The 24,233-nt window shown below is 63.3% G+C and carries 29 protein-coding genes; 14 read left to right on the forward strand and 15 right to left on the reverse strand.

Translation table 11 applies throughout. The features are described from left to right. Nucleotides 1-95: 95 nt before the first annotated feature. The 9 genes from ybgC to O7A70_RS21785 all read right to left on the reverse strand — a co-directional run bounded on the left by ybgC (nt 96) and on the right by O7A70_RS21785 (nt 6,154). Complete coding sequence (gene ybgC / locus O7A70_RS21745) at nt 96-566, reverse strand: tol-pal system-associated acyl-CoA thioesterase (RefSeq protein WP_337142297.1); 471 nt, start codon at nt 564-566, stop codon at nt 96-98. A gap of 168 nt (nt 567-734) precedes the next feature. Next, a complete protein-coding gene (locus O7A70_RS21750) occupies nt 735-1,631 on the reverse strand; it encodes a metallophosphoesterase (RefSeq protein ID WP_337105679.1) in 897 nt (298 codons plus the stop codon). A 196-nt stretch (nt 1,632-1,827) separates the two neighbouring features. Continuing rightward, nucleotides 1,828-2,865 (reverse strand): Holliday junction branch migration DNA helicase RuvB, encoded by a 1,038-nt coding sequence (gene ruvB, locus O7A70_RS21755; RefSeq protein WP_027141794.1) that lies wholly within the window; start codon nt 2,863-2,865, stop codon nt 1,828-1,830. Further along, on the reverse strand, nt 2,862-3,266 hold the full coding sequence (locus O7A70_RS21760) for a PIN domain-containing protein (protein WP_337142298.1): 405 nt from the start codon (nt 3,264-3,266) through the stop codon (nt 2,862-2,864). The genes ruvB and O7A70_RS21760 overlap by 4 nt, the downstream gene beginning before the upstream one ends. After that, nucleotides 3,263-3,547 carry an AbrB/MazE/SpoVT family DNA-binding domain-containing protein gene (locus tag O7A70_RS21765; protein WP_027141792.1) on the reverse strand — a complete coding sequence of 95 codons (285 nt, stop codon included), beginning with the start codon at nt 3,545-3,547 and terminating at the stop codon, nt 3,263-3,265. Before O7A70_RS21765 ends, O7A70_RS21760 begins: the two co-directional genes overlap by 4 nt. 64 nt (nt 3,548-3,611) lie before the next feature. Next, nucleotides 3,612-4,232, reverse strand: a complete 621-nt coding sequence (gene ruvA / locus O7A70_RS21770) for a Holliday junction branch migration protein RuvA (protein ID WP_027141791.1) — start codon at nt 4,230-4,232, stop codon at nt 3,612-3,614. 13 nt (nt 4,233-4,245) lie between these two features. Then, nucleotides 4,246-4,758, reverse strand: coding sequence for a crossover junction endodeoxyribonuclease RuvC (gene ruvC, locus O7A70_RS21775; RefSeq protein ID WP_027141790.1), 513 nt, complete (start codon nt 4,756-4,758; stop codon nt 4,246-4,248). A 96-nt stretch (nt 4,759-4,854) separates the two neighbouring features. Beyond that, on the reverse strand, nt 4,855-5,388 hold the full coding sequence (gene rcdA / locus O7A70_RS21780) for a protease adaptor protein RcdA (protein ID WP_027141789.1): 534 nt from the start codon (nt 5,386-5,388) through the stop codon (nt 4,855-4,857). A gap of 385 nt (nt 5,389-5,773) precedes the next feature. Then, nucleotides 5,774-6,154: a hypothetical protein gene (locus O7A70_RS21785; protein WP_337142299.1), complete on the reverse strand. Its 381-nt coding sequence runs from the start codon at nt 6,152-6,154 to the stop codon at nt 5,774-5,776. 322 nt (nt 6,155-6,476) lie between these two features. Here O7A70_RS21785 and O7A70_RS21790 point away from each other — a divergent pair, with 322 nt between their 5' ends. Continuing rightward, the gene (locus O7A70_RS21790) at nt 6,477-7,028 is read left to right on the forward strand and encodes a DUF2269 family protein (protein ID WP_337142300.1); all 552 of its coding nucleotides are present in this window, start codon (nt 6,477-6,479) and stop codon (nt 7,026-7,028) included. A gap of 30 nt (nt 7,029-7,058) precedes the next feature. Here the strand turns inward: O7A70_RS21790 and O7A70_RS21795 are convergent, their stop codons facing one another. The 3 genes from O7A70_RS21795 to O7A70_RS21805 form a co-directional block, all read right to left on the reverse strand. Continuing rightward, nucleotides 7,059-7,829, reverse strand: a complete 771-nt coding sequence (locus O7A70_RS21795; protein WP_027141786.1) for a sulfite exporter TauE/SafE family protein — start codon at nt 7,827-7,829, stop codon at nt 7,059-7,061. Nucleotides 7,830-7,946: 117 nt separating this feature from the next. Next, nucleotides 7,947-8,675: a class I SAM-dependent methyltransferase gene (locus O7A70_RS21800; RefSeq protein ID WP_337142301.1), complete on the reverse strand. Its 729-nt coding sequence runs from the start codon at nt 8,673-8,675 to the stop codon at nt 7,947-7,949. An 85-nt stretch (nt 8,676-8,760) separates the two neighbouring features. Continuing rightward, a complete protein-coding gene (locus tag O7A70_RS21805) occupies nt 8,761-9,219 on the reverse strand; it encodes an Lrp/AsnC family transcriptional regulator (RefSeq protein WP_337142302.1) in 459 nt (152 codons plus the stop codon). 132 nt (nt 9,220-9,351) lie between these two features. Between O7A70_RS21805 and O7A70_RS21810 the strand changes: the two genes are divergently transcribed. From O7A70_RS21810 to O7A70_RS21820, 3 genes are all read left to right on the forward strand, one after another. Next, a complete protein-coding gene (locus tag O7A70_RS21810; protein WP_337105674.1) occupies nt 9,352-10,257 on the forward strand; it encodes a DMT family transporter in 906 nt (301 codons plus the stop codon). 133 nt (nt 10,258-10,390) lie between these two features. Then, entirely contained in the window at nt 10,391-11,038 is a 648-nt protein-coding gene (locus O7A70_RS21815; RefSeq protein ID WP_337142303.1) for a thiamine phosphate synthase, read from the forward strand. A gap of 46 nt (nt 11,039-11,084) precedes the next feature. Then, the gene (locus O7A70_RS21820; protein WP_442921005.1) at nt 11,085-12,080 is read left to right on the forward strand and encodes a tetratricopeptide repeat protein; all 996 of its coding nucleotides are present in this window, start codon (nt 11,085-11,087) and stop codon (nt 12,078-12,080) included. 15 nt (nt 12,081-12,095) lie between these two features. Here the strand turns inward: O7A70_RS21820 and O7A70_RS21825 are convergent, their stop codons facing one another. Beyond that, complete coding sequence (locus O7A70_RS21825) at nt 12,096-13,112, reverse strand: zinc-dependent alcohol dehydrogenase family protein (protein ID WP_337142305.1); 1,017 nt, start codon at nt 13,110-13,112, stop codon at nt 12,096-12,098. Between the two features lie 106 nt (nt 13,113-13,218). Between O7A70_RS21825 and O7A70_RS21830 the strand changes: the two genes are divergently transcribed. The 7 genes from O7A70_RS21830 to O7A70_RS21860 all read left to right on the forward strand — a co-directional run bounded on the left by O7A70_RS21830 (nt 13,219) and on the right by O7A70_RS21860 (nt 19,306). After that, nucleotides 13,219-14,088 (forward strand): LysR family transcriptional regulator, encoded by an 870-nt coding sequence (locus O7A70_RS21830; protein WP_337142306.1) that lies wholly within the window; start codon nt 13,219-13,221, stop codon nt 14,086-14,088. Between the two features lie 139 nt (nt 14,089-14,227). Then, nucleotides 14,228-14,794: an elongation factor P gene (efp, locus tag O7A70_RS21835; protein WP_027141779.1), complete on the forward strand. Its 567-nt coding sequence runs from the start codon at nt 14,228-14,230 to the stop codon at nt 14,792-14,794. Between the two features lie 86 nt (nt 14,795-14,880). Further along, the gene (locus O7A70_RS21840) at nt 14,881-15,681 is read left to right on the forward strand and encodes an inositol monophosphatase family protein (protein WP_337142307.1); all 801 of its coding nucleotides are present in this window, start codon (nt 14,881-14,883) and stop codon (nt 15,679-15,681) included. A gap of 82 nt (nt 15,682-15,763) precedes the next feature. Continuing rightward, the gene (trhA, locus tag O7A70_RS21845) at nt 15,764-16,450 is read left to right on the forward strand and encodes a PAQR family membrane homeostasis protein TrhA (protein ID WP_337142308.1); all 687 of its coding nucleotides are present in this window, start codon (nt 15,764-15,766) and stop codon (nt 16,448-16,450) included. Between the two features lie 120 nt (nt 16,451-16,570). Then, the gene (locus tag O7A70_RS21850) at nt 16,571-17,596 is read left to right on the forward strand and encodes a MotA/TolQ/ExbB proton channel family protein (RefSeq protein ID WP_027141776.1); all 1,026 of its coding nucleotides are present in this window, start codon (nt 16,571-16,573) and stop codon (nt 17,594-17,596) included. A 1-nt stretch (nt 17,597) separates the two neighbouring features. Further along, nucleotides 17,598-18,629 (forward strand): peptidoglycan -binding protein, encoded by a 1,032-nt coding sequence (locus tag O7A70_RS21855; RefSeq protein ID WP_140508938.1) that lies wholly within the window; start codon nt 17,598-17,600, stop codon nt 18,627-18,629. Between the two features lie 251 nt (nt 18,630-18,880). Next, on the forward strand, nt 18,881-19,306 hold the full coding sequence (locus O7A70_RS21860; protein WP_337142309.1) for a hypothetical protein: 426 nt from the start codon (nt 18,881-18,883) through the stop codon (nt 19,304-19,306). Between the two features lie 97 nt (nt 19,307-19,403). Here the strand turns inward: O7A70_RS21860 and O7A70_RS21865 are convergent, their stop codons facing one another. Beyond that, a complete protein-coding gene (locus O7A70_RS21865; protein ID WP_337142310.1) occupies nt 19,404-19,757 on the reverse strand; it encodes a DUF1304 domain-containing protein in 354 nt (117 codons plus the stop codon). Between the two features lie 142 nt (nt 19,758-19,899). Here O7A70_RS21865 and O7A70_RS21870 point away from each other — a divergent pair, with 142 nt between their 5' ends. Beyond that, nucleotides 19,900-21,384 (forward strand): carboxypeptidase M32, encoded by a 1,485-nt coding sequence (locus O7A70_RS21870; protein WP_337142311.1) that lies wholly within the window; start codon nt 19,900-19,902, stop codon nt 21,382-21,384. A 21-nt stretch (nt 21,385-21,405) separates the two neighbouring features. Here the strand turns inward: O7A70_RS21870 and O7A70_RS21875 are convergent, their stop codons facing one another. Beyond that, nucleotides 21,406-23,205 carry an ABC transporter transmembrane domain-containing protein gene (locus O7A70_RS21875; protein WP_337142312.1) on the reverse strand — a complete coding sequence of 600 codons (1,800 nt, stop codon included), beginning with the start codon at nt 23,203-23,205 and terminating at the stop codon, nt 21,406-21,408. 205 nt (nt 23,206-23,410) lie between these two features. Between O7A70_RS21875 and rpmE the strand changes: the two genes are divergently transcribed. Together rpmE and O7A70_RS21885 are read left to right on the forward strand one after the other, a co-directional pair. Continuing rightward, complete coding sequence (gene rpmE, locus O7A70_RS21880; RefSeq protein ID WP_096451251.1) at nt 23,411-23,632, forward strand: 50S ribosomal protein L31; 222 nt, start codon at nt 23,411-23,413, stop codon at nt 23,630-23,632. 98 nt (nt 23,633-23,730) lie between these two features. Further along, a complete protein-coding gene (locus tag O7A70_RS21885; RefSeq protein ID WP_337142313.1) occupies nt 23,731-24,231 on the forward strand; it encodes a hypothetical protein in 501 nt (166 codons plus the stop codon). Nucleotides 24,232-24,233 lie beyond the last annotated feature (2 nt).

Raw genomic sequence — 24,233 nt, forward strand, 5'->3', positions numbered from 1 at the left:
ATCTCTTCATGAACCGTTATGGTTAAGGATGGGTTAGTCTATCAGGCGCGGCGCATTGCCGCGCCCGGGCATCGCAGGCCGGCATCACCTGAATATCAGCGTACCCGAGGCATGAAGGCCGCGACCCATTCCCTGGGGAAGCGCCTCGGCCGGCCGTTCTCGCCGATGATCGCCGCCTCGACCTTGGCCTCGACCAGCACCTCGTCGCCGCGCTTGAGCTGCTGCGCCATGAAGATGCGCGCGCCTGAGATGTCCTGCGTGCGTGTGTCGACGGTCAGTATGTCGTCGATGCGGGCGGGGATGCGGAAGTCGATCTCCATGCGGCGTACAACCCACACGATCTTCTCGCCATGCTTGCCGTCGGCGAGCTCGGTATGATGCACGCCGGTGAGTCTGAGATAATCGGAGCGGCCGCGCTCGAGGAATTCGAGGTAGCGCGCGTGATAGACGACGCCTGAGAAATCGGTATCGGCATAATAGACCCGTGCCATCAGCCGGTGGCCGAACTCGGTCAGCGCGCCGGAAAGCCCAGCCAGCAATGCCGCGGATTCACCATGATCGCTCATTGCGCTTCCCTTTTGGATGCCGACGCGGCAGGTATTTTTGGCACATGAACCCGATGGCACTGTTGACGGCGCGGATCAAGACCCGTGCTGGCGTCTCGAAGCGTTCAATGGCGAGAAGGCCGAGCCGGACGTGAAGGACGCAATCCGAAGTCTGCCCTGAAGTGCCGGTCAGCCGAGGTCGATCTGCAGGATTTCCGGACGCATGCCGAAACGGATGGGCAAATTGCTGAAGCCGAGCCCGCCCGAGACGATCAGGTTGCGGTCGTTCTCGATGACATGGCCATAGGCGTAGCGATTGCCGAACTGCGACGGCACGATAGGCGAATAGCCGAACAGCCGCACCTGCCCGCCATGGGTGTGTCCCGCTAGCGTCAGCGACACGCGCGACGGCACTTTTGGAAAAATGTCCGGTTCGTGCGCCAGCAGGATGACAGGCGCGGCGTCGCTGATTTTAGCCAGCGTGCCGTCGAGATCGTCCAATCGCCTGGGACGCTCGTGCTTCTTTTTCCGCAACAGCGCCAACTGATCGGCGAGGCCGGCGATCCATACGCCATGTCCGTCCTTTTCCAGACGCACGACGTCGTTCTCCAGAACCGGGATGCCGACCTTCTCCAATGCCTTGCGCGCGATCGTCGGACCAACTCCGGCACGCTGCGCGAAGCCGTCGGCCCACCAGTCGTGATTGCCGAGGATCGACAGCACGCCGAGCGGTGCCTTGAGACCCGACAGGGCGCCCGCCCATTCCGGCGGCGTCACCCTTTGTGACAACAGGCGAATGCCGGCGATGTAGTCGCCGAGCAGCACGATCAGGTCCGGCTGCAGAGCATTCGCCTCTTCGGCAAGCGAAGCGATCCGCTCCGGCGTCATCCACGGCCGGCAGGCGTGGATGTCGGCAAGCGCGACGACGCGAAGCTTCAATCCGGCGGGCCAATGCGGTGGCGTCAGCGCATAGCGCTTCACATGCGTCAGCAGCATCGGCTCGATGCCGACGGCGTAGGCACTGAACGAGGCGACCGACAGGAACGACCCGCCGATGAAGCGCAGGAACCCGCGTCTGGTTATCATTGAGTGACTCCGGCACCTCATTTCGGCATGCGCTGATGCCTGTCCTCCAAAAGCGATCTCGATTTGGGAGGACGACGTGCAAGAGGCAGCGAGCCCGATACAATCCAAGAATACGCCTGCAAGCCGGCGAAGATGAGGAGAATTTGCGCAGGTCCGTTCACTGATGCTTGATCGGCGTGAAAAGCCGCGTCGGAAGCTACTCTTCCTGGAACAGATTGATCTGCTGCTGCGCCAGATCCTTCGGCGCATCGAGGCCGAGATGGCGCCAGGCATTGGCGGTCAGCATGCGTCCGCGCGGCGTGCGCTGGATGAAGCCCTGCTGGATCAGATAGGGTTCGATGATGTCCTCGATGGCGTCGCGCGGCTCGGACAGGCCCGCCGCGATCGTCTCGATACCCACCGGCCCGCCGCCGAAATTGCGCGCGATCATGCTGAGATAGCGGCGGTCGAGCGCGTCCAGGCCGAGCGCGTCGACTTCGAGCCGGGTCAAGGCTTCGTCGGCGATCAGGCGGTCGACATGGCCGTCGCCGGCAACCGAGGCGAAATCGCGCACCCGCCGCAACAGCCGGCCGGCAATGCGCGGCGTGCCGCGCGCGCGCCGCGCGATCTCGAGCGCACCGTCATTGCCGAGCGGCATCTGCAGGATGCGAGCGCCGCGCCGCACGATCTGCTCCAATTCCTCGACCGTGTAGAAATTGAGCCGTACCGGAATGCCGAAGCGGTCGCGCAACGGATTGGTGAGCAGGCCGAGCCGCGTGGTGGCTGCCACAAGGGTGAAGCGCGCGAGGTCGATCTTGACCGAGCGCGCCGCCGGTCCCTCGCCGATGATCAGGTCGAGCTGGAAATCCTCCATCGCCGGATAGAGGATTTCCTCCACTGCCGGGTTGAGCCTGTGGATCTCGTCGATGAACAGCACATCGCCTTCTTCGAGATTTGTCAGCAGTGCCGCGAGATCGCCTGCCTTGGCGATGACCGGCCCGGAGGTCGATCGGAAATTGACGCCGAGCTCACGCGCCATGATCTGCGCCAGCGTCGTCTTGCCCAGCCCCGGCGGTCCGACGAACAGCACATGGTCGAGCGCCTCCTTGCGGCCCTTGGCGGCCTCGATGAAGACTTTGAGGTTTGCCCGCACCGCCGCCTGACCGACGAAATCGTCGAGCGTCTGCGGCCGCAACGTCTGCTCGGCGTCCTCTCCACGCTTTTCCGGTGCAATGAGACGGGGGGAAAGGCTCATGCCAGCAATTCCATGCTTGCAATGGACCTTGCAGCCCGCTGATCGAAAGTGACCGTGTGGGAACAACCCACATTTCGGTTGTGCTCGGCGATTAGCGCATCGGCAAAGTCAACCTGCGGCATGTTGGACCTGTCGAGCGCGATCACGATGGCATCGAAATCCTCGAAAACCAACGTTCTGATTTTCAGCAGTCTTTGGATTGCCGCCAGGACTTGTTCCCTGGACATCCTGTAACGAGAAATCAGCGACCAACTGAACTCGACCAGGACGATCAGGCTGACAAAGCCTGGGGTATCCTCACTAAGGCCTTTGCCGAAAGCCAAGGCTTTTGCCCTTTGCTCGGCATCATCGTTCAGCACCATTCGAAGCAGAACGTTCGTATCGATGCCTATCGACGTCACGCGTCGCCCTCATGCCCGCCCTTCGGCGCGTCCCCGACAACATGCCGTCCAACAGCGTCCCGAACCGCGGCATCGATTTCCTCGAGTGAAGCCGGACCGTCGGGCGGATCTCCCAGGAATCCGGCGAGGTCAGCAAAGTCGAGATTGCGCGGCGTTCCGATCAAGTAGCCATCCACTACCGTCCAGGCGATCATGTCACCGGCCTTGAGCGACAGCGCATCCCTGACATCCTTTGGGATGGTAAGCTGGCCTTTCGATGTCAGGCTTGCGTAGGCGCCCATTTTTCTTACTTTCGAAGAAATTACTTACAAAACATATTATAGTTGGAATTTAGTTTTCAAGCAATCACCGCGCCAGTTCCCTCAGCCCGAAGCGGATGAGTTTCGACGCATCGGCGCCCTCGCCCGCCGTCTTCAGCGCCGCCGACACCGCATTGGCGGCGGTGTCACGCGAATAGCCGAGGTTGACCAGGGCCGAGACCGCGTCGGTGATCGGCGCGGGCGCCACGCCTTCGCCGAGTTCCTGCTTGAGCCCAATGGTGCCGGTGGCGGTGCCCGCATAGGCCGGTGCCTTGGCCTTCAATTCGGTGACGATGCGCTCGGCCACCTTCTTGCCGACGCCAGGGGCGCGGGAAACCATGGCGATGTCGCGCAGTGCAATGGCATTGGCGAGGTCGGCCGGCGCCAGCGTCGACAGGATGGCCAGCGCCACCTTGGCGCCGACACCCGGCACGTTGTTCATCAGCAACCGAAACCATTCGCGCTCGAGCTGCGACTGGAAACCATAGAGCCGCAACATGTCCTCGCGGACATAGGTCTCTATGAACAGCACCACCGCTTCGCCGGGCGAAGGCAGTGCCGCCAGCGTGCGGGTCGAGCAATAGGCGACATAGCCGACGCCGTGGATATCGACGAGACAATGATCTTCGTCGACCTCGTCGAGCGTGCCCTTGAGCTTGCCGATCATCCCCAACAGCCTCTCATGATGCCAATACCGCCAGCCGATAGGCAGCACTCTGCCGGTGATGCGCGTGGCAAATCGCGATGGCCAGCGCGTCGGCGGCGTGTTCGGTGTCGAAGATCGCCTTTGGCAGCAGCACCTTCACCATCATGTGGATCTGCTTCTTGTCACCGTGGCCGACACCGATCACCGCCTTCTTCACCGCATTGGGCGCATATTCGGCGACGACGAGGCCCGCCCGCGCCGGGACCAGCATGGCAATGCCGCGCGCCTGGCCGAGCTTCAGCGTCGCAACGGCGTCCTTGTTGACGAAGGTCTGTTCGACGGCGGCCTCATGCGGCATGGCCTGATGCAGGACTTCGGCAAGCCCATCATGCAGTTGGCAGAGCCGCGTCGCCAGCGCCGCCTTGTCCTCGGAGCGCACGGTACCCGAAGCGACAAAACGCAAGGAATTGCCGAGGCTCTCGACAATGCCCCAGCCGGTGCGCCTGAGCCCCGGATCGATACCGATGATGCGAATCGCGTCCCCCATCCGGTGACTTTACCCACGGCGGACAGCGATGCCAGCGAAATGTGAACAAACCAGAAACAACCCTTGCCAATTCAAGGGGAGCGATTGCGAGATCGCTTAATTGCGGGCGAACGCCGTGTTGAGCAGGCTGATCTGGTCCGAAACCGGATTGGGCCGGCGGGCCACAGGCTGCATGTCGACCACCGCGCCGGCGCCGTAGATCTCTTCATCCATGCGGCGCACCAATGCCTGCAGGCGCAGCGACCGGTTGACGAGGTCGAGGAAATCGTTCGGCAGTTCGGCCCAGCCGGCCGCCTCGTCATGGGCGGAAGCGGTGTCGAGGCGCACCTTGGACTTTTCCGATGCGACCTGGTCGCGGGTCATCTCGCCGGAATTCGCCGCGCGCTGCAAAAGCAGCCACGAGGCAACCTGCATCAGCCTGGTGGTCAGTCGCATCGATTCGGCCGCGTAGAGCGTGGCCGCCAGCCGCGACAGTTTCTTGGCCTCGGCCCGGCCCTTGCCGTCGAGATACTCCGCCGCCTGTTCGACCAGTCCCATGCCTTCCTGGTAAAGCGGTTTGAAGGAGTGCGAAAAAACCCGGCGCTCCGCCAGCTTCACGGTTTTCGCAATGCCCTTCGAAGGCTCGTTCATTGATAACGCCCCTGCACTCGCAACCGGCCGATTCGGCTCTCTGCCGATACACCCGGGACCCTATATAACTGAAGCTTGAAAATGCGCTTCGTCCGGGGTGAAGGCAAGCACATGTTTAACAGAAGGTTAACGGGGAACGGCCGCGCGGAATGCCGCCGGAATGCGGACAAAAAAAGAGCCGCGGATAAGGCGGCTCTCAGGAGTTTAACAGGGAGGCGTCAAACAAAGTGGCTCCAACCACTCGGTAAGAATCCAGATCACTGGATGGACATAGTAAACGCCTGTAAAGCTTAATGAACCCTTAACATTCCTGATATTCTTTAAACCAACACCGTGCTCCTGTGCCGTAACAGCACAGCCGCACAGGTCCGGTTTCAACCGTCCCTCAGGCCTTTTTCCACACCACCGGCAAGGCAATGAAGGCGAACAGCAGAATGCCTGCGTAGAAGCCGATCGAAGATATCCCCAGCAACGGCTCGATCCCCGGATTTCCGGCAAGCAGTATATAAAGGCCGATCATGAGCCCGATGCCGCTGATTGCCGTCAGCCAGAAATGGACCAGGGCCAGCGTCTTTTGCCCGGCAGCCGGAAACAGGTGGTAGAAGAACGCGAAGACCGCCGACATCAGCCAGCCCGCCACCATGGTGTGGGCGTGGGTCGGCATCTGGCCATGATCTTCGCTGATGGCCATGTGGATGCCGAGTGCCATACCGCACAGCGCATAGATGATCGCCAGCGTGAAGAAATTCCGTGCTGTCCCTTGCATATTAGTCCCCCGAATTGCCTTTTCCCAAGCTGGGAATGAGTTGATCGTCAGGCGAGCGCTGTCGCCGCCGCACTTCCTGCGTCGGCACTAGCATCGGCACTGTTTCCGGACGATGTCGCCCCCCGACGCTCCCGGCATAGCAGAAAATCGGGCGGTGCGTTCATCATATTAGTCGCTCCTTTCGTTAGCCGGCAGTCTGAAACACAGCCGGCTTTTCCACGACATCGTTCGGAAACAGCCGCGGCGCTAAACGCCGCGGCATCTGATCGGCGAGCGGGCAATTGCCGCCTCGCCATCAACCATTGGACATCGGGAGAAAGTCATGGATTGGTATTCCATCGTCAAATTGCTGCACATCGTTTCGGCGATGCTTTGGGTCGGTGGCGGCTTCACGCTGATGGTGCTGGCGACGCTGGCGGATCGTGCCGGCAACATTCAGGGAACGCTGCAGGCGATGCGCGCCACCGGCGAGCTGGGCAATCGCTTCTTCGCGCCGATGTCGATGCTGACATTGGCCTTCGGCTTGATCATGTGCTCGTTCTGGGTCGGCTTCTCCGATCTCTGGATCCTGATCGGCCTTGCCGGCTACGCCACGACCTTCTGCATCGGCATGTTCGTTTTCAAGCCGACAGCCGACCACATGACCGCGATGATCGCCAGGGACGGCGTGACGCCCGCGGCACTTGCCTACGGCCAGCGCATCCTGCGGGCGGCGCGCTTCGATTATGCGGTCATGCTGGTCATCGTCACCGACATGGTGCTGAAGCCCACCCTGCACGACGTCGCCATTCTCGCAGGCATGGTTGTGGTTCTTGCCGCCGGCGCCACAATGGCGCTCGGCCGGACACGGCGCATGGTGCCCAACGCCGCCTGACCAGACCTGATCGCCTGAAGGGGCGCTGGTCTACATCAAGCCGGCAATCCCGTCCCACAGAAGCTTCACAGCCACGACCGCCACGGTCGCATAGGTGAAGGGATAGAAAACCTCCGGCCGCATCCGCCGCACCAGCCACGCACCGGCGATGGTCGACAACGGCGCCAGCGGCATCAGCACCGCCGACGCCGTCAGATTGGCGGTGTCGAACTGGCCGAGCGCGAAATAGGGAATGAGCTTCAGCGCGTTGGTGGCGGCAAAGAAGATCGCTGCCGTGCCCGACAGCACCTTGGGGTCGAGCCGGATCGGCAAGGCATAGACCTGGAAGGGCGGGCCGCCGACATGGGCAACGAAGCTGGTGAAGCCTGCGACCGTGCCCCATATGGCCGCGGCCACGCGATTGGGTGCGGCCGCATGGTCGGAACCATGACGAAATTGCAGGTAAAGCCAGCGCAGGACGAAGATGATGGCGACGGCGCCGACGATGAGCCGCACCGCTTCCTCGGTGACGAGTGCTGCCGTCAGCCAGCCAAGCCCGATGCCGATGATGGCGCCCGGCATCATGTCGGCCAGCATCTTTCTGTTATAGACGCCCCACCATGTCCACACCGAGACGATGTCCATCAGGCACAGGATCGGCAGCAGGATGGCGGCCGCCTGCACCGGCGGCATGGTCAGCGCCATCAGCGGCACGCCGACAAAGCCGACGGCGCCGCCAAAGCCGCCCTTGGACAGGCCGACCAGAATGACCGCCGGGACGGCGGCCGCGTAGAACCACGGATCGAGAAGCAGGCCTGACATGGGGAGGGGCTGGTCTGGAGGGAAAGCGGATCAACGTCTGAATATCCTGGATTCGCCTGCTCGGCGACTGCAAATATGGGCTGGCCGCGACATATCGGGCCAACGGGCTTCGAACGCTTATCGGTGCGCCGAAACCAGCAGGAACATCGGCCGCTCGAGCTCTTCCGCAAGGTCCGGCCTGGCCGCGATCTGCGCGTCCGTCGGACGGAATTCCTCGACATGCTCGATTGTGAAACCGGTGCGGATCAGCGTGTTGAGCGTTGTGCCGATGGTGCGGTGATGTTTGACCACCCCCTTGGCCAGCCAGTCGGTCTTGCGCGGCCCTTCCACCAGATACCGGTCGACAGGCCAGGTCCTTTTCCCTTCCCCATCGCTCGACCAGCCCGGATTGGTTGGGGCCATGTAGATCGGATGTTCCGTCGAGAAGACAAAATGGCCGCGGGGCGACAGGGCCTGGTGCACGGTCCTGAACAGGCGCTCAATATCCTCGACATAGTGCAAGGCGAGCGAACTGTAGGCGAGATCGAAGCCGCCTTGCGGCAGGCTTAGCTGGTCGAGGTCGGCTCTCTCGTAGGTGACGCTGGCGTCCGGGCCGGCCGCTCTCGCACGGGCAAGCATCTTCTCCGACAGGTCAAGCCCAAGGACTTGCCTCGCCCCTTGATCGTGCGCCCAGCGGCAAAACCAGCCGAAGCCGCAGCCGAGGTCGACGATCCTGAGGCCTGCCACGTCAGGCAGCATCGCACGCAGCGCCGGCCACTCGGCGGCGCCGTTCGGGCCTTCGATCGAGCGGCCAAGCTGGCTGTAGCCAGCGAAGAAATCCGGCTGATCGTAGATGTTTTGCGCCATGTTTTTCTCGCTCCTCGGACAGCCATCTGGCGGAAGACTGACATTTGGTGGGCTGGCTCCGCCTTTCCACCATGGCCACGCGGGGTCAAGCCTGTGAGCCCGACGGCAACCCCAGTGGCGGCGGCCGTCGCCGGATCGGCTGTGCCTTGATGATGGCGGTGCTGGTCTCGGCCTTGTCGGCGATGCGGTCGAGAATGCCGTCGAGGTCGCCGATCGAGCGCACGTACAGCCGGGCGACGAAACAGTCATCGCCCGTCACCTTGTCGCATTCGCCGAACTCGGCAATCTCCTCGATCAGTTTCTGGACGATGTGCAGCTTGCCCGGCAAAGGTTTGATCCGCACGATCGCCTGCAGCGTATAGCCGAGCGCCAGCGGATCGATCTCGACGGTGAACGCCCGGATGACGCCCCGTTCCTCGAGCCGCCGCAGCCGCTCCGAGACGCTCGGCGACGACAGCCCGACCTGGGCCGCGAGATCCTTCAGCGAGGTCCGCGCATCCCTGACCAGGATTTCCAGCAGATTTCGGTCGAGGTCATCCAGCATTTATTTTTCTCGCGGATTCCAAGGTTCCAGCCTAAGATAATTAGGCAAAGCCCTCATATCTCCTTTTCATGGAGATGGAAAGCCTCGGCATCGCATGAGATTATGCCGCCTCAACGGGTTCAGAGGCTTATCATGAACGATACTGTACGTGGCACGGTCGAAATGTCGGCCGCAATGGCGATCCTGGGAACGATCGGATGGTTCGTCATCATGTCCGGCCAGCCGATCATGGATGTGGTGTTCTGGCGCTGCGCGTTCGGCGCGCTGACGCTGCTCGTCATCTGTGCTTCGCTTGGATTGTTGCGCAACAGGCTGTCGTTGCGCATCATTGGCCTCGCAGCGCTTGGGGGTGCGGCGATCGTCATCAACTGGCTGCTCCTGTTCAGCGCCTTCTCACGCGCCTCCATCTCGATCGCCACCGCGGTCTACAACACGCAGCCCTTCATGCTGGTCGGCTTCGGGGCGCTGTTGTTCGCCGAGCGGCTGACATTGACCAAGCTGACCTGGCTGGCAATCGCCTTCGCCGGCATGGTGCTGATCGTCGGGGCCGCCCCTGACTCCGGCGATGTTGGTACGAACTATTTCGCCGGCATTCTCATGGCCCTGGCCGCCGCCTTCTTCTGGGCCGTCGCGGCCATCGTCACCAAGAAGCTCAAGGGCACGCCGCCGCATCTGATCGCGCTCATCCAGGTCTGCGTCGGCGTGGTCATGCTGGCGCCCTTCGCCAATCTCTCGCATCTTCCCGCCGACCCATGGAGCTGGGCCATGCTGGCGACGCTCGGCATCGTCCACACCGGCCTGATGTACATCCTGATGTACGGCGCCATCCAGAAGCTGCCGACGCATCTGCAGGGGTCGCTGTCCTTCATCTATCCGGTCGTTGCCATCCTGGTCGATGTCACCGCCTTCGGCCATCGGCTGCATTTCAGTCAGGTCGTCGGCGCCGCCGCCATCCTGATCGCTGCCGCCGGCATGAACCTCGGCTGGACATTGTGGAAATCGAGACCGTCCGCCGCGAGCCCGCAGCCGATCAAGTAAGGCGGCATGCCGGCTACCCGGCCGGTCAAGAATCCCGATCCTGGCTGCCCGCCTGTTCAAAGCGGGCAGTTTGCTCTATGCCGCAATCCAACCATCTTCGCCCGGCATAGGCGAAACCCGGGATCGAAGAACCATGAATGACGCAACGCCCCCCAATCGCTGCCGCATCGTACTGATTGCGCCGCCCGGCGTGCCGGCCACCCGCATCGCGGCCGCGTTCGACGGCGGCGACATCGCCTCGCTGATCCTGCCCGAGAACGGCATGGACGAGGCCTCCTTCCAGGCCTTTGCCGAACAGGTCGTGCCGGCCGCGCAGGCCGCGGGCGTGGCCGTCATCATCGCTGGCGACACCCGCATCGCGGGCCGGGTCCAGGCCGACGGCATCCATGTCGAGGTCTCCAAGGCCGAACTCGCGGAGACGATCGAGCATTTCCAGGCGAAGATGATGGTCGGCGCCGGCGGTGCCAAGACCCGCGACGACGCGCTGGAGCTTGGCGAAGCCAGGCCCGATTACATTTTCTTCGGCCGCTTCGGCTACGACAACAAGCCCGAGCCGCATCCGCGCAACCTGTCATTGGGGCAATGGTGGGCGCAGATGATCCAGATCCCCTGCATCGTCGAGGCGGGCTCCGATCTTGCCTCAGTCGAGACGGTGGCCGCCACCGGCGCCGAATTCGTCGCGCTGTCGAGCGCCGTGTTCGCCGGCGGCGTCGATCCGAAGGCGGCGATAGCCCGGGCCAATGCGCTGCTCGACGAAACAGCGCCGCGCTTCGAGGATTGACGTGTCCCTGGCAAGGCTTTCCCTTCAGGCCCTGCTTGCGGCGGTGATGATCCAGGCCGCCGCCGCCGAAACCGTACCCTTGCCGCAGCCCAAGCCTGAAACCGGCGTGCACACCGACAAGCCGATCGAAAACCAGCTGCCCCAGCCTGCCACCACGGCGGAGCCCGCACCGCTGCCCTCGGTCGACAGCGTCAATCCCGATCGTTTCGGCGCCAAGCCGGCCGACGCCGCCTATGGTGCCTTCCAGCGGGGGCTCTACAAGACCGCCTACAATCTGGCGCTGGTCCGTGCGCAGAATGGCGACCCGGCCGCGCAGACGCTGGTGGCCGAGATCCTGTCGCGCGGGTTGGGTGTGCCGTTGAACTCGGCCGAGGCCGCGAAATGGTACGCGCTTGCCGCCGAGCAGGGCGTGCCGGAATCGCAGTTTCAATATGCGCTGATGCTGCTCGACGGCCGCTACGTCAAGAAGGACGCGAAGGGGGCCTATGCCCTGATGCAGGCCGCCGCCGAAGCCGGCAACCAGCTGGCGCAATTCAATTTCGCGCAGATGCTGGTCCAGCAGGATCCCGGCGACGCCGGCCTGGCCAAGGCGGTTTCCTATTATGAGCGCGCCGCGGCGACCGGTCTCGCCGATGCGCAATACGCCATGTCTCAGATCTATGCCAACGGCGTCGGCGGCAAGCCGCGCGACGATGCACAGGCACGGCGGCTTCTGGCGCAGGCTGCCCGTCAGAACTATGACACCGCGCAGATCGATCTCGCCGCCTGGATGATCGAAGGCCGCGGCGGTGCGCGCGACCTGAAATCGGCTTTCGGCTGGACGAAGCAGGCCGCCGAAGGCGGCAACGTGGCGGCCCAGAATCGGCTGGCAAAACTCTATATGCAGGGCATCGGCACCGATCCGGACCTCGTGCTCGCCGGCGCATGGTACATCGTCGCCCGCCGCGCCGGCCTCATCGATCAGGAAATGGACGATTTCCTGCAAGGGCTGAGCGACGACCAGACCAAGCAGGCCCTGCAGAAGGCGAACCGCCTGCCCTGAGGACAGCGCGCACGCTCATTGCATGTGATCCAGGACGACTTTGCCGAAGGGCGAGCCGTGTTCGAGATGGCGGAAGGCGCTGGCTGCCTCACGCCACGGCAAGACCTTGTCGATCACCGGCGTCAGCCGGTTGACGGCAAGAGCCCGGTTCATCGCCTCGAAGGATTCGCGTGAACCAACCGGTATCCCGCGTGCCCGGACCTGGCGGCGGAAGATGTCGAGCGGGTTGACTGCCCCTTCACTGCCGCCGAGATAGCCGATTACGTTGATCTGGGCACCCCGCGCCGAAGCCCTCAGCGACTGGGCGAAGCTTTGCGGCCCGCCGACTTCGATGATGTGATCGGCGCCCCGACCACCGGTGAGCGCCAGCACGGCTGACGCCCAATCCGGGTCGCTGCGGTAGTTGATGCCGTCATGAGCGCCAAGCGCTTTTGCGCGCGTGAGCTTGTCGTCGCTGCTTGACGTGACGATGACGCGTGCGCCGGCGGCGGCGGCAAACTGCACCGCAAACAGCGAGACACCGCCTGTTCCCAGGCTCAGCACCGTCTCGCCGGGTTTCAAGCAGCCTTCGGTGAACAGCGCATGCCAGGCTGTCACGGCGGCGCAAGGCAGTGTCGCGGCCTCGACGTCGCTCAGGTGCTCTGGCGCAAGGACGGCCGCCTGTTCATCCAGCCTGGCGAACTCGCTGAGCAACCCGTCGATGGGACCGCCCCGTTGATAGGAGGGTTCGGCCATGGCGAAACTGCCGCCGATCCAACGCTGCCAAAATGTAGCGCAGACGCGGTCGCCGACCTTGAAGCGGGTCACTTCGGCGCCAACTGCAACCACTTCGCCGACGCCGTCCGAAAGGGGAACCAATGGCAGCGCAAAGGCAGTGTGGTAACTGCCACGGGCGATTTCCACATCGCGGTAGTTCAGTGCCGTGGCCTTGACCTTGATAATCATCTCCTGGCGGCCCGGTTCCGGCATCGGCCGCTCGACCAGCCTGAGATTGTCGATGCCGCCCGGGTGCTGCAATTCGATCGCCTTCATTGTCTTCTTTCCGTTTGGAGGTCCCTGGAAAGGAAAATCGCTTGCCTTGCTTATAATTTCAAATTCATAATAATCAGAATGATTATGCATTTGGAGCACCGCTAGAATGCTGGAGGAACTGCGCACGCTCGTTCTGTTCGCCGAGGAAGGCTCTATTCAGAATGTGGCCCGGCGCCTGCCTTTGACGCAGCCTGCCGTCACCCGTCAGGTGCAGCGACTGGAGGATCTGCTCGGGACAACGCTTCTTGATCGCCGGCAGAAGCCGCCGCGCCTGACCACGGCGGGACTGGAGGTGTTGGAGCGCGCGAAAGACATACTGGCGTCAATCGAGGCTCTGAAAGCCTTCGCCGCCGACACCGAACCGCAAGGCGTGCTGCGTGTCGGCTTGGCACATGGCTTGTCCGACGGGGGCGTTGCGGGCGGTATAGCTCGCGCGGCTGCGACGTTTCCAAAAATATCCTTGCGGCTCAAGACCGGCTGGAGCGCGGATCTGATCGAGCAGTTCGATCGCGGCCTGCTCGACATGGCGATTGTTCTACGACCCGCCGGTCATCAAGGCCCGGACGTGCTCGGCACCGAACGTCTCGCCGTCATAGCGCAGGCCGGCGCTACCAAATCCCGTCTTACGGACGCCGCCTGGGCTTCCATGCCTTGGGTGCTCAGTCCCGAGCCTTGCGACGCACGTCAGAGACTCCTCGCCATTTTGGGCGGCGAACGGCATCGGCTCGTTGTGGCGGCGGAAATTCAGGACCCGGCGATGCAGGTGGAATGGGTACGTCGGGGACACGGCCTCGGCCTCATGCCGTCGCGGCTCGCCGCGCGCGGACTTCCCGACGACCTCGCGCTTGTCGATACTGGAGATTTGGACCTTTCATTGCAGGTCGTGGCACTGCGCTCTCCTCACCTCAACCGCCTGGCGAGGGCCGCGCAGGCCATTGCAACGACCGTCGGCGACGTCCTCGATATCGAGACCTGATGCCGGCTTGCCGGCTGGAGCCGACCCGTCCTCCCTTGCCTCTCCGGGCGATTTGTGGTCTTGGAGCCCTAAATCGCTTGTCACGGCGAACATCCCAACCAACGGTCTGGCCGTTGGCAGCATCCCGGATCCCATCATCATGGCCAAGATCAATGGCAACGAAATCCGTCCAGGCTATGTCATCGAACACGATGGCGGCCTCTGGGTGGCGGTCAGGACCAACACCGTCAAGCCCGGCAAGGGCGGCGCCTATAACCAGGTCGAACTGAAGAACCTCATCAACGGCACCAAGCTCAACGAACGCTTCCGTTCGGCCGAGACGGTCGAGCAGATCCGGCTCGACCTGAAGGATTTTTCCTTCCTCTACGAGCAGGAAGACGCGCTGGTGTTCATGGACACCCAAAGCTACGAGCAACTCGAACTTAACAAGGATTTCGTCGGCGACCGCGCCGCGTTCCTGCAGGACGGCATGATGGTGACGGTTCAGCTCTACGAGGAGCGGCCGATCGGCATTTCGCTGCCCGACTATGTGACGTTGACCATCACCGAGGCGGATCCCGTGGTGAAGGGCCAGACGGCGGCGTCCTCCTACAAGCCGGCTGTGCTGGAAAACGGCATTCGGGTGCTGGTCCCGCCCTTCATCGGCGCCGGCGAACGCATCATCGTCGACACCAACGAAATCACTTACGTGCGCCGCGCCGACTGATGCATGTCGCCCAAAGGTGGCCCCGGTTTTGGGTCACCGGCGTGTATCGAGACAGAGTTTAAAGCGCCGCACCAGGAAGAAGCACTATGGCACGCTCCGCCCTCCTCAACGTCATGGTCCAGGCCGCAATGAAGGCCGGCCGCTCGCTGTCGCGCGACTTCGGCGAGGTCCAGAACCTGCAGGTCTCGATGAAGGGCCCCGGCGACTATGTCAGCCAGGCCGACCGCAAGGCCGAGGACATCGTGTTTGCCGAATTGTCGAAAGCGCGCCCGGGCTACGGTTTCCTGATGGAGGAGCGCGGCACGGTCATTGGCGATGACAGCCAGCACCGCTGGATCGTCGATCCGCTCGACGGCACCACCAATTTCCTGCACGGCATTCCGCTTTTCGCCGTCTCCATCGCGCTTGAGCGCCAGGGTCAGATCGTTGCCGGCGTCATCTACAATCCGGCCATGGACGAGCTCTATACGACCGAGCGCGGCGGCGGTGCCTTCATGAATGATCGCCGCCTGCGCGTCGCCGGCCGCACCAAGCTTGTCGACACGGTGATCGGCTGCGGCGTGCCGCATCTCGGCCGCGGCCATCACGGCAATTTCCTGGTCGAACTGCGCAACGTCATGGCCGAGGTCTCCGGCGTGCGCCGCATGGGCTCCGCCTCGCTCGATCTTGCCTATGTCGCCGCCGGACGCATGGACGGGTTCTGGGAAGTCGGCCTGTCGGCCTGGGACATCGCCGCCGGCCTGCTCTTGATCCGCGAAGCGGGCGGCTTCGCCTCCGACATGGATGGCGGACAGGAAATGCTCGATACCGGCACGGTCGTCGCCGGCAACGAGATCATCCAGCGCGCATTGCTGAAGACGGTGAAAAAGCCGCTCCCGCCGCGCTGAACCGCCGCAGTCGTAAAACCGCAAACAAAGCTTGAAATACTGTCCGCCGGTTGCCCAGATTAAGGGTGATGCAGGACGATAGATGACCGACACCCCGCCACAGATCGACATCCCGTTCATCGGACGCTGGCACTATTCGCGCGCCGAGATGATCGCCGACGGGATCGTCCATGCTGTCGGGATCGTGCTGGCGATAGCGGCCGGTTCGGCGCTGCTGGCGCTCGCCGCCTCCCGGGTCGGGCCCGGCGAATACGTCGCAGCCGCTTTCTATGTCGTCTCGCTGCTCACGGTGCTTTCGGTGTCGCTGACTTACAATCTGTGGCCGGTGACCTCGCCCGCGAAATGGATCTTGCGGCGTTTCGATCATGCCGCGATCTATCTGTTGATCGCCGCCACCTACACACCCTTTCTCGCCCAGTTGGGAAACTCGCCGCTGGCGCGCTGGATGATCGTTCTGGTCTGGGCCGCGGCCGCAACGGGCATTGCCATCAAGGTGTTTTTCCCCGGCCGCTTCGACAGGCTGGCGATCGTCTTCTACCTTGCCATCGGCTGGAGCGGCATCGTCCTTGTCAAACCGCTTGTCGAGACGCTGCCGACCACGTCGATCGTGCTCATCGTCGCCGGTGGCGTCGTCTATTCCTGCGGCGTGATTTTCTTCGCCTGGAAGGCGCTGCGCTTCCACAACGCCCTGTGGCACGGCTTCGTCGTCACCGGCGCCGGCCTGCATCTGGCGGCCATGGTCGATTGCCTGGTCATCAACCGCCTTTGAAGCGCCGGCTCCAAAAGCCACGTGTGGCAATATTGCCAAGCACCATTCAATTTGGTCACAATTCCGTTTAGAGTCGCCAACTACGTGATCGGCGGCAGCGGCATCGGAAACGGGGCACGGATGGCTTTTCTCAGATCCTTCGGCATGGGCAGACGCTCCGACGTGCTCATCTACGATCCGCACAAATTGTCGAGTCCTCAGGTCTTTCTGCTGACCATGGTCATCTTCCTGGCCATCGTCGCCTTCATCGCCGCCATCCTGACCCGCCAGGTCACGACGGCATTCGTCACCAATCCCGGCCTCAACGGCCTGATCGTCGGCGTGCTCGTCGTCGGTATCCTGCTGGCCTTCACGCAGGTCGGGCGGCTGTTTCGCGAGGTGCGCTGGGTCAACTCCTTCCGCGCCGGCTCCGAGACCACCGAACCGGTGCTGCTGGCGCCGATGAAGGCGATGATCGGACGCTCGTCGTCCGTGGCCTTTTCGACCTCCTCGATGCGCACAATGCTCGATTCCATCGCCACGCGCCTCGACGAAAGCCGCGACACCTCGCGCTACCTGGTTGGCCTTCTTGTGTTCCTCGGCCTGCTTGGCACCTTCTGGGGCCTGTTGAATACGATCGGCTCGATCCGCGAGACGATCGAATCGCTCGATCCCGGCACGGGTGATGCCGCGGCGGTGCTCGATTCGCTGAAGCAGGGCCTGTCGGCGCCGCTGGCCGGCATGGGCACCGCCTTCTCGTCCTCGCTGTTCGGCCTCTCCGGCTCGCTCGTGCTCGGCTTCCTCGACCTGCAGGCCGGCCGCGCCCAGACGCGCTTCTACACCGAGCTCGAGAACTGGCTGTCCTCGGTCACCGATCTGTCGTCCGACATCGTCGTTTCCGACCCGGCCAAGGCCGAATCTTCCGACGAGATCCGCGTCCTGTCGGAACGGCTGCGCAGCATGCAGGAGAACGGCGGCGGCTCCAATCCGCGCGTCGCCACCGCCATGGCCAATCTCGCCGACGGCATTTCCGGCCTGGTCAAGAACATGCGTTCCGAGCAGCAGATCATGCGCGATTGGGTCGAGGCCCAGTCCGACGAGCAGAAGGCGATGCGCAACACGCTGGAAAAGATCGCCGACGCGCTGAAGAAGCCCGGGGTGCACTAGCATGGCGCTTGCCAGGGGCCGGCGTACCGATCGCCGCATCGACTATTGGCCTGGCTTCGTCGACGCGTTGTCGACGCTGCTGCTCGCCATCATGTTCCTGCTCACCGTTTTCGTGTTGGCGCAGTTCCTGCTCGGCCGTGAAATCTCCGGCAAGGACACGGCACTGTCGCGCCTCAACTCGCAGATCAACGAACTGACCCAGCTTCTGGCGCTGGAGCGCTCGACGGCGCAGGACAAGGAGGATTCGCTCGCCAATCTGCAGGCGTCCCTGTCGGCGGCGCAGGCGGAAAAGAGCCGGCTCGAACAGTTGCTGGCGCAAGGTGCCGGCGCCGGCGACGCCGCCAACCAGCGTGCCGCGCAGTTGGGTGGTGAACTCGACAACCAGCGCCAGATCAGCCAGCAGGCGCTGAGCCAGGTCGAGATCCTCAACCAGCAGATCGCGGCCTTGCGCAAGCAGATCGGCGCGCTCGAGGATGCCCTCAACGTCTCCGAAACGCGCGACCGCGATTCCAACACCAAGATCGCCGATCTCGGCCGTCGCCTGAACGTGGCGCTGGCGCAGCGTGTGCAGGAATTGAACCGCTACCGCTCCGATTTCTTCGGGCGCCTGCGCGAAATCCTCGCCGACCGCGAGAACATCCGCATCGTCGGCGACCGCTTCGTGTTCCAGTCGGAAGTGCTGTTCCCGACCGGCTCCGAAGTGATCAACGACGCCGGCAAGGTCGAGATGAAGAAGCTCGCCGATGCCATCATCGAATTGCAGAAAGAGATCCCGCCGGAGATCAACTGGGTGCTGCGCGTCGATGGTCACACCGACAACAAGCCGCTGTCCGGCAATGGCCGTTACCGCGACAATTGGGAGCTGTCGACGGCGCGCTCGACCTCGGTGGTCAAGTTCCTGATCGAGAACGGCGTGCCGGCCAACCGGCTGGTCGCCGCCGGCTTCGGCGAGTTCCAGCCGCTCGACCCCGCCGACACCGACGAAGCGCGTAACAAGAACCGCCGCATTGAACTGAAGCTCACCGAACGTTGATCCATCATCACGCGAACTCACGCGAATTTGTTCGCCGGCTCAACTCTAGGGCGCAAGCGGCGGCCGGCAAGGCCTGAAAAGATTATCTTTTTTTAATTACACTTCGCGCGGAAGCGCTCCTAGTTTGCTGCGCAGGGCCGAGAACCGCCGGCGATGCCTCCCATCGCGACGCGACGGAACTGGACGACCCGAACTGGTCGGAAGGCGAAGCGGCGCGGCTGCTCTCCCTTCCCGGCAGGAGGAACCTCCCCATGCGCACTTCAGCATCTCTCAAGACTGCAACCCTTGCCGCGATTCTGATCGCGGCCCCGCTTGCCGGCGCCTATGCCGCAGGCCACCGCAAGGGCGCACTCGATGCGACCGATCCGACCGCCATGACAGGCCCGCGTGTCGAGGCGCTCATTGAGCAGGTTCGGGGTGTCCATCAGGGCATCGTCGACGCAAGGCAAGCCAACAACATCACTCCGGCCGTCGCGGAGCGGCTGGAAATGCGCACCGCCCGTATCGGTCGGGCCGCCGAGAAGATAGCCGCGTCGGATCACGGCAGGATACCGGCCGCGCAATACCATGACCTGCTGCGCCAGCTCGACACTGTCGACCAGCGTCTGATGGTCAACACCGGCAGCGGTTTCCTGATGGGCGATGGCGCCGACGGCGGAAACTATCCGAACGGCTGAGGCGATCCTGCCTGAAAGTTCCAGGAGGAAGGGATCAACTGGCGCCTTCGGGGACTCCAATCCCGCAGGCGTCCTTTTCCTTACCATCCCATCTTGCCTACCAACCGAGCCAGACCGCGATCAGGGCGGCCGCCGCCGGCACGGTCTGGATGTAAAGGATCTTGCGGCCGACCGTTACCGCGCCATAGAGACCGGCAATGGCCACGCACAACAGGAAGAAGACCTTGACCTGGAACCCGCCGGCGCCGAGGTAAAGCCCCCAGATCAGGCCCCCGGCGAGAAATCCGTTGTAGAGGCCCTGATTGGCGGCGAGCACTTTCGAGGCACTGGCGAATTCCGGCGTCAGGCGGAATGTCTTGTGCCCGCGCGGCGTGTCCCAAAGAACCATCTCGAGATAAACGATGTAGACATGGATCAAGGCCACCAGCCCGACCAGGATGTTGCCGATCATTCTGCTCCCCCTGCATGCGTCGCCGGTAGCATTTCATGCTCGACCTCGCCTGCGCAAGCTGCATCTGCTGAATGGGATCTGAGGGTTGCCAGGGCTTTTGCGTTGGTGTCTTTTCGCGCCGTCCTCAATCACGGAAGCCGCCATGTCCTTTCACAAACTCGACGACCTCGGCCATAAGCTCGAAGCGCTTGAGCATGCGCTGGCCATCCTCGGCGCCGATGAAGCGACCCATATGGCCGTCGGCGGTGGCGAGAAGCGCGCTGAGGCGATGGCGGCACTGGCCGGCATGTATCACACCAGGGCGACCGCGCCGGAAATATCGGACTGGATCGCCGCCGCCGAAGCCGAGGCATTGGACGATGAGCAGCGCGCGGCCCTGACCGAACTGCGGCTGCAATACACCAACCTGACCTGCCTGCCGGTCGAATTCGTCGAACGCCAGACGACGGCGCGCATGCGTTGCGAGCAGCTGTGGCGCGACCTGCGCGCCAAGAACGACTGGGCTGGCTTCCAGCCGGCGCTCGAGGGCGTGGTGGCGCTGGTGCGCGAAGAGGCGGCCCTGCGCTCCGACGTGCTCGGCCTCGCCCCCTATGACGCGCTGATGGAACAATACGATCCCGGCAACCGCACGGCGGACATCACTCCCGTCTTCGCCGACCTGAAGGCCTTCCTTAGAGGCTTCGTGCCGGAGGCGCTGGCGATCCAGGAAGCCCGGCTGCGCAAGCATCCGCTGAAGCCGCTTTCGGGCACCTATGCCATCGACCGGCAACGCGAACTCGGTCTCGCCATGATGGCGGCGGTCGGCTTCGACCTGACGCACGGCTCGCTGTCGGTGTCGCACCATCCGTTCTGCGGCGGCGTGCCCAGCGACGTGCGCATCACCACCCGCTACAAGACATCGGACTTCCTGTCGGCGCTGATGGGCGTGCTGCACGAGACCGGCCATGCGCTCTATGAGCAGAACCTGCCGAAGGCATGGTCGCACTGGCCGCTCGGCAAGGCCCGCGGCATGGCCGTGCATGAAAGCCAGAGCCTGTTCGTCGAAAAGCAGATCGGCCGCAATCCTGCTTTCTGGCATTGGGCGCTGCCGGTGGTGGAAAAGCATCTCGGCGAAACCTGGTCGCTCGATGATCTCCTGCCGCATGTGCATCGCGTCGAGCGCGGCCTGATCCGCGTGGATGCCGACGAAGTAACCTATCCGCTGCATGTCATCCTGCGCTACGAACTGGAGCAGGAACTCGTCTCGGGCAGGCTGGAGGTGGCTGATCTACCCGAAGCCTGGGACGCCAAGATGCGCGACTATCTCGGCCTCTCCACCATCGACAATCCGGCCGATGGGCCGATGCAGGACGTGCACTGGCCGAGTGCCGCCTTCGGCTATTTCCCCTCCTACACGCTTGGCGCGATGATGGCGGCGCAGCAATGGGCCGCGCTGGTGCGCGAACATCCTTCAGCCGACGACGACCTGGCGAAAGGGAATTTCGCGGCCATCAACGATTGGCGCCGCAAGAAGATATGGTCGCAGGGATCGCGCTGGTCGACGCCGGACCTGTTCGAACGCGCCACCGGCGAAAAACTCAACGCCGTTTATTTCGTCAATCACCTGAGGCAGCGCTACGGTGGATGAGACCGGCCATATCGAGCCCCGCTATTCCGCCGCGCCCCTGAAGGCGCTGGCGCCGGTCTCGAATTGCAGCTTGGCCAGCCGCGCATAGATGCCGCCCTTGCCGACCAGGCTCTGATGCGTGCCTTCCTCGACGATGCGGCCGCCATCCATGACCAGGATCCTGTCGGCCTTGAGCACGGTCGCCAGCCGGTGGGCGATGACGATGGTGGTGCGGCCTTGCATCAGCCGCTCGAGCGCCGTCTGCACCAGCGTCTCGCTTTCGGCGTCGAGGGCCGAGGTCGCCTCGTCGAGCAACAGGATCGGCGCGTCGCGCAGGATGGCGCGGGCGATCGCTACCCGCTGGCGCTGGCCGCCTGACAGCGTCACGCCGCGTTCGCCGACCTGGCTGTCGTAACCTTTCTCGAGCTTGAGGATGAATTCGTCGGCCAACGCATCCTTCGCCGCCGCCTCGATCTCGGCCTCGCTGGCGCCTGGCCGGCCAAAGCCGATATTGTCGCGCGCGCTCGCCGCGAAGATGGTGACATCTTGCGGCACGATGGCGATGCGCTGCCTGACCGCGACGGGGTCAGCCTCGCGCACGTCGACGCCGTCGATCAGGATCTTGCCGGTTTCGGGATCGTAGAAGCGCAGGATCAGCGAAAAGACGGTGCTCTTGCCGGCACCCGAGGGACCGACGATCGCCACCGTCTCGCCGGGTTTGACCGAAAAGCTCAAGCCATGGACGGCGGCGCGGTCGGGCCTCGCCGGATAAGAGAACGAGACGTCGTCGAAGATGATCGCGCCCTTCACGATTGCCGGCATCGGCTTCGGCTCGGCCGGCGCCTGGATCGCCGGCGTCTCGGCCAGGATCTCGGTCAGCCGTTCGGCCGCACCCGCTGCCTGCGCGAGTTCGCCCCAGACTTCCGACAGCGCGCCGAGCGCGCCGGCGGCGAACACCGAATAGAGCAGGAACTGGCCAAGCGTACCGGGTGACAGATTGCCGTCGAGCACGTCGCGCGAGCCGAACCACAACACCGCAACGACCGACGAGAAAATGGTGAAGATGGCGAAGAAGGTGAGGAAGGAACGCGCGAAGGTCGAGGCGCGTGCCGCCTCGAAAGCGGCTTCCACCGCGCCCGAAAAGCGACCGGTGACCAGTTTCTCATTGGTGAAGGCCTGCAGCGTGCGCACCGCGCCGATCTGCTCGCTGGCATAGGCTGTCGCCCCGGCGAGCGTGTCCTGTGCCTGCCGGGATTTGCGCCTCACGGAGCGGCCGAAGGCGACCAGCGGCAGCACGATGATTGGAATGGCCGCTATGACCAGGCTGGACAGTTTTGGGCTGGTGACAATCATCATCGCCACGGCGCCGAGCCCAAGAATGGCATTGCGCAGCGCCACGGATGCGGTGGCGCCGACGGCCGACTTGACCTGCGTGGTGTCGGCCGCGAGCCGCGACACGATCTCGCCCGACTGGGCAGTGTCGAAGAAGGCCGGCGACAGCGTCGTCACATGAGCGAAAACGTCGCGCCTGATGTCGGCGACGACGCGCTCGCCGAGCGTGATGACGAAATAGTAGCGGCCGGCCGAGGCGGCCGCCAAAAGCGCCGCCATGGCCACCAGCGCGGCGAAATATTCAGCGATGATGGTGGATCCCGCCGGCGTGAAGCCATGATCGATCATGCGCCGCACCGCCAGCGGCAGCGCCAGCGTTGTCATCGCCGCGACTGCCAGCGAGACGACGGCGCCCGCCACCATTTTCCGGTAGCGGCCGATATAAGGGAACAGGCGCCTGAGCGGCTTGAGCGAGCGGCGGCGCTCGTCTGCGCTGCTGGATTGCGCCATCTCGGTATTTCCTCTAGCCGCCTTGTTGTATGCGCCTCAATATGCGCGAGCCACGGCCTTGTGATTCAATTTCGGCTGATGTATAGCCACGCCGACCGTTTTAGAAGCCGTGGCTCCTCAATAGCTGCGGCTTCGAGTTTTAAAAAGGGGCGCATCGACGCAGGCTTATGCCAGTCAGCCGCGCCTGCAAGCCAGGAACCGAGCCATGAAGAGCGCTATTCATCCCGATTACCACACCATCAAGGTCGTCATGACCGACGGCACCGAATACATGACCCGTTCGACCTGGGGCAAGGAAGGCGATACGATGAACCTCGACATCGACCCGACCACCCACCCGGCCTGGACCGGCGGCCAGCAGACCCTGCTCGACCGCGGCGGCCGCCTGTCGAAGTTCAAGAAGCGCTTCGAAGGTTTCGGCCTCTAGGCCAAACTGCCTTCGCAGTTCAAAGACCCGCCCACGTGGCGGGTTTTTTGTTGACCTCAGTCCCCTGCCGTGGAACGCAATTGGTCACGGGAGACGATATGTCCATTCTCGACGATCACCGATGGTCCAGTCTCAAGGGCGGATACAAGGTTGCGTATGATCCACGACCGGCCTTGCGAGCGCTGGCCGTCAGCTACGATGACGAGACAATCTGGAGCGAACTCCTGAACGAATTGCACCATCAGGGAGACGTAGGAGACGCATCTTACGCCGCGATTCCCGAAATCGTTCGTATCTCCAGAGAACATGTTCCGGCGAATTGGCGAGTCTACGGCCTAGCCGCGATCATCGAAGAAGCGCGATTGCTCGACGACCGGAACCCGCCGATACCGGATTGGATCGAACCCCACTACAAAGCCGCCTGGCAGACGCTTTTCCATTTGGCGTTGAGGGATCTGGAAACCGAGGCAGATGAGACGGTCGTGACCTCCGCATTGGCGGTGGTCGCGCTCCATCGCGGTATGCTCAGTCTTGCCCGGACGATAATGTGTTCCGAGGATGAGCGAGCTGAAATGCTTCTGAATTATCTGGGTCGCTAGCC

The sequence above is a fragment of the Mesorhizobium sp. Cs1299R1N1 genome, from assembly GCF_037179655.1.
Taxonomy (GTDB): Bacteria; Pseudomonadota; Alphaproteobacteria; order Rhizobiales; family Rhizobiaceae; genus Mesorhizobium; species Mesorhizobium salmacidum.

What these genes read in the sequence shown, in the direction of transcription:
- O7A70_RS21820 (WP_442921005.1), top strand. Translation starts at nt 11,085, where the DNA reads ATGATCCAGGCCGCCGCCGCCGAAACCGTACCCTTGCCGCAGCCCAAG.
- O7A70_RS21850 (WP_027141776.1), top strand. Translation starts at nt 16,571, where the DNA reads ATGGCTTTTCTCAGATCCTTCGGCATGGGCAGACGCTCCGACGTGCTC.
- trhA (WP_337142308.1), top strand. Translation starts at nt 15,764, where the DNA reads ATGACCGACACCCCGCCACAGATCGACATCCCGTTCATCGGACGCTGG.
- O7A70_RS21785 (WP_337142299.1), bottom strand. Translation starts at nt 6,154, where the DNA reads ATGCAAGGGACAGCACGGAATTTCTTCACGCTGGCGATCATCTATGCG.
- rcdA (WP_027141789.1), bottom strand. Translation starts at nt 5,388, where the DNA reads ATGAACGAGCCTTCGAAGGGCATTGCGAAAACCGTGAAGCTGGCGGAG.
- O7A70_RS21765 (WP_027141792.1), bottom strand. Translation starts at nt 3,547, where the DNA reads ATGGGCGCCTACGCAAGCCTGACATCGAAAGGCCAGCTTACCATCCCA.
- O7A70_RS21795 (WP_027141786.1), bottom strand. Translation starts at nt 7,829, where the DNA reads ATGTCAGGCCTGCTTCTCGATCCGTGGTTCTACGCGGCCGCCGTCCCG.
- rpmE (WP_096451251.1), top strand. Translation starts at nt 23,411, where the DNA reads ATGAAGAGCGCTATTCATCCCGATTACCACACCATCAAGGTCGTCATG.
- ruvB (WP_027141794.1), bottom strand. Translation starts at nt 2,865, where the DNA reads ATGAGCCTTTCCCCCCGTCTCATTGCACCGGAAAAGCGTGGAGAGGAC.
- O7A70_RS21855 (WP_140508938.1), top strand. Translation starts at nt 17,598, where the DNA reads ATGGCGCTTGCCAGGGGCCGGCGTACCGATCGCCGCATCGACTATTGG.
- O7A70_RS21865 (WP_337142310.1), bottom strand. Translation starts at nt 19,757, where the DNA reads ATGATCGGCAACATCCTGGTCGGGCTGGTGGCCTTGATCCATGTCTAC.
- O7A70_RS21830 (WP_337142306.1), top strand. Translation starts at nt 13,219, where the DNA reads ATGCTGGAGGAACTGCGCACGCTCGTTCTGTTCGCCGAGGAAGGCTCT.
- O7A70_RS21870 (WP_337142311.1), top strand. Translation starts at nt 19,900, where the DNA reads ATGTCCTTTCACAAACTCGACGACCTCGGCCATAAGCTCGAAGCGCTT.
- O7A70_RS21790 (WP_337142300.1), top strand. Translation starts at nt 6,477, where the DNA reads ATGGATTGGTATTCCATCGTCAAATTGCTGCACATCGTTTCGGCGATG.
- O7A70_RS21840 (WP_337142307.1), top strand. Translation starts at nt 14,881, where the DNA reads ATGGCACGCTCCGCCCTCCTCAACGTCATGGTCCAGGCCGCAATGAAG.
- ruvA (WP_027141791.1), bottom strand. Translation starts at nt 4,232, where the DNA reads ATGATCGGCAAGCTCAAGGGCACGCTCGACGAGGTCGACGAAGATCAT.
- O7A70_RS21825 (WP_337142305.1), bottom strand. Translation starts at nt 13,112, where the DNA reads ATGAAGGCGATCGAATTGCAGCACCCGGGCGGCATCGACAATCTCAGG.
- O7A70_RS21805 (WP_337142302.1), bottom strand. Translation starts at nt 9,219, where the DNA reads ATGCTGGATGACCTCGACCGAAATCTGCTGGAAATCCTGGTCAGGGAT.
- efp (WP_027141779.1), top strand. Translation starts at nt 14,228, where the DNA reads ATGGCCAAGATCAATGGCAACGAAATCCGTCCAGGCTATGTCATCGAA.
- ybgC (WP_337142297.1), bottom strand. Translation starts at nt 566, where the DNA reads ATGAGCGATCATGGTGAATCCGCGGCATTGCTGGCTGGGCTTTCCGGC.
- O7A70_RS21885 (WP_337142313.1), top strand. Translation starts at nt 23,731, where the DNA reads ATGTCCATTCTCGACGATCACCGATGGTCCAGTCTCAAGGGCGGATAC.
- O7A70_RS21750 (WP_337105679.1), bottom strand. Translation starts at nt 1,631, where the DNA reads ATGATAACCAGACGCGGGTTCCTGCGCTTCATCGGCGGGTCGTTCCTG.
- ruvC (WP_027141790.1), bottom strand. Translation starts at nt 4,758, where the DNA reads ATGGGGGACGCGATTCGCATCATCGGTATCGATCCGGGGCTCAGGCGC.
- O7A70_RS21860 (WP_337142309.1), top strand. Translation starts at nt 18,881, where the DNA reads ATGCGCACTTCAGCATCTCTCAAGACTGCAACCCTTGCCGCGATTCTG.
- O7A70_RS21800 (WP_337142301.1), bottom strand. Translation starts at nt 8,675, where the DNA reads ATGGCGCAAAACATCTACGATCAGCCGGATTTCTTCGCTGGCTACAGC.
- O7A70_RS21815 (WP_337142303.1), top strand. Translation starts at nt 10,391, where the DNA reads ATGAATGACGCAACGCCCCCCAATCGCTGCCGCATCGTACTGATTGCG.
- O7A70_RS21810 (WP_337105674.1), top strand. Translation starts at nt 9,352, where the DNA reads ATGAACGATACTGTACGTGGCACGGTCGAAATGTCGGCCGCAATGGCG.
- O7A70_RS21875 (WP_337142312.1), bottom strand. Translation starts at nt 23,205, where the DNA reads ATGGCGCAATCCAGCAGCGCAGACGAGCGCCGCCGCTCGCTCAAGCCG.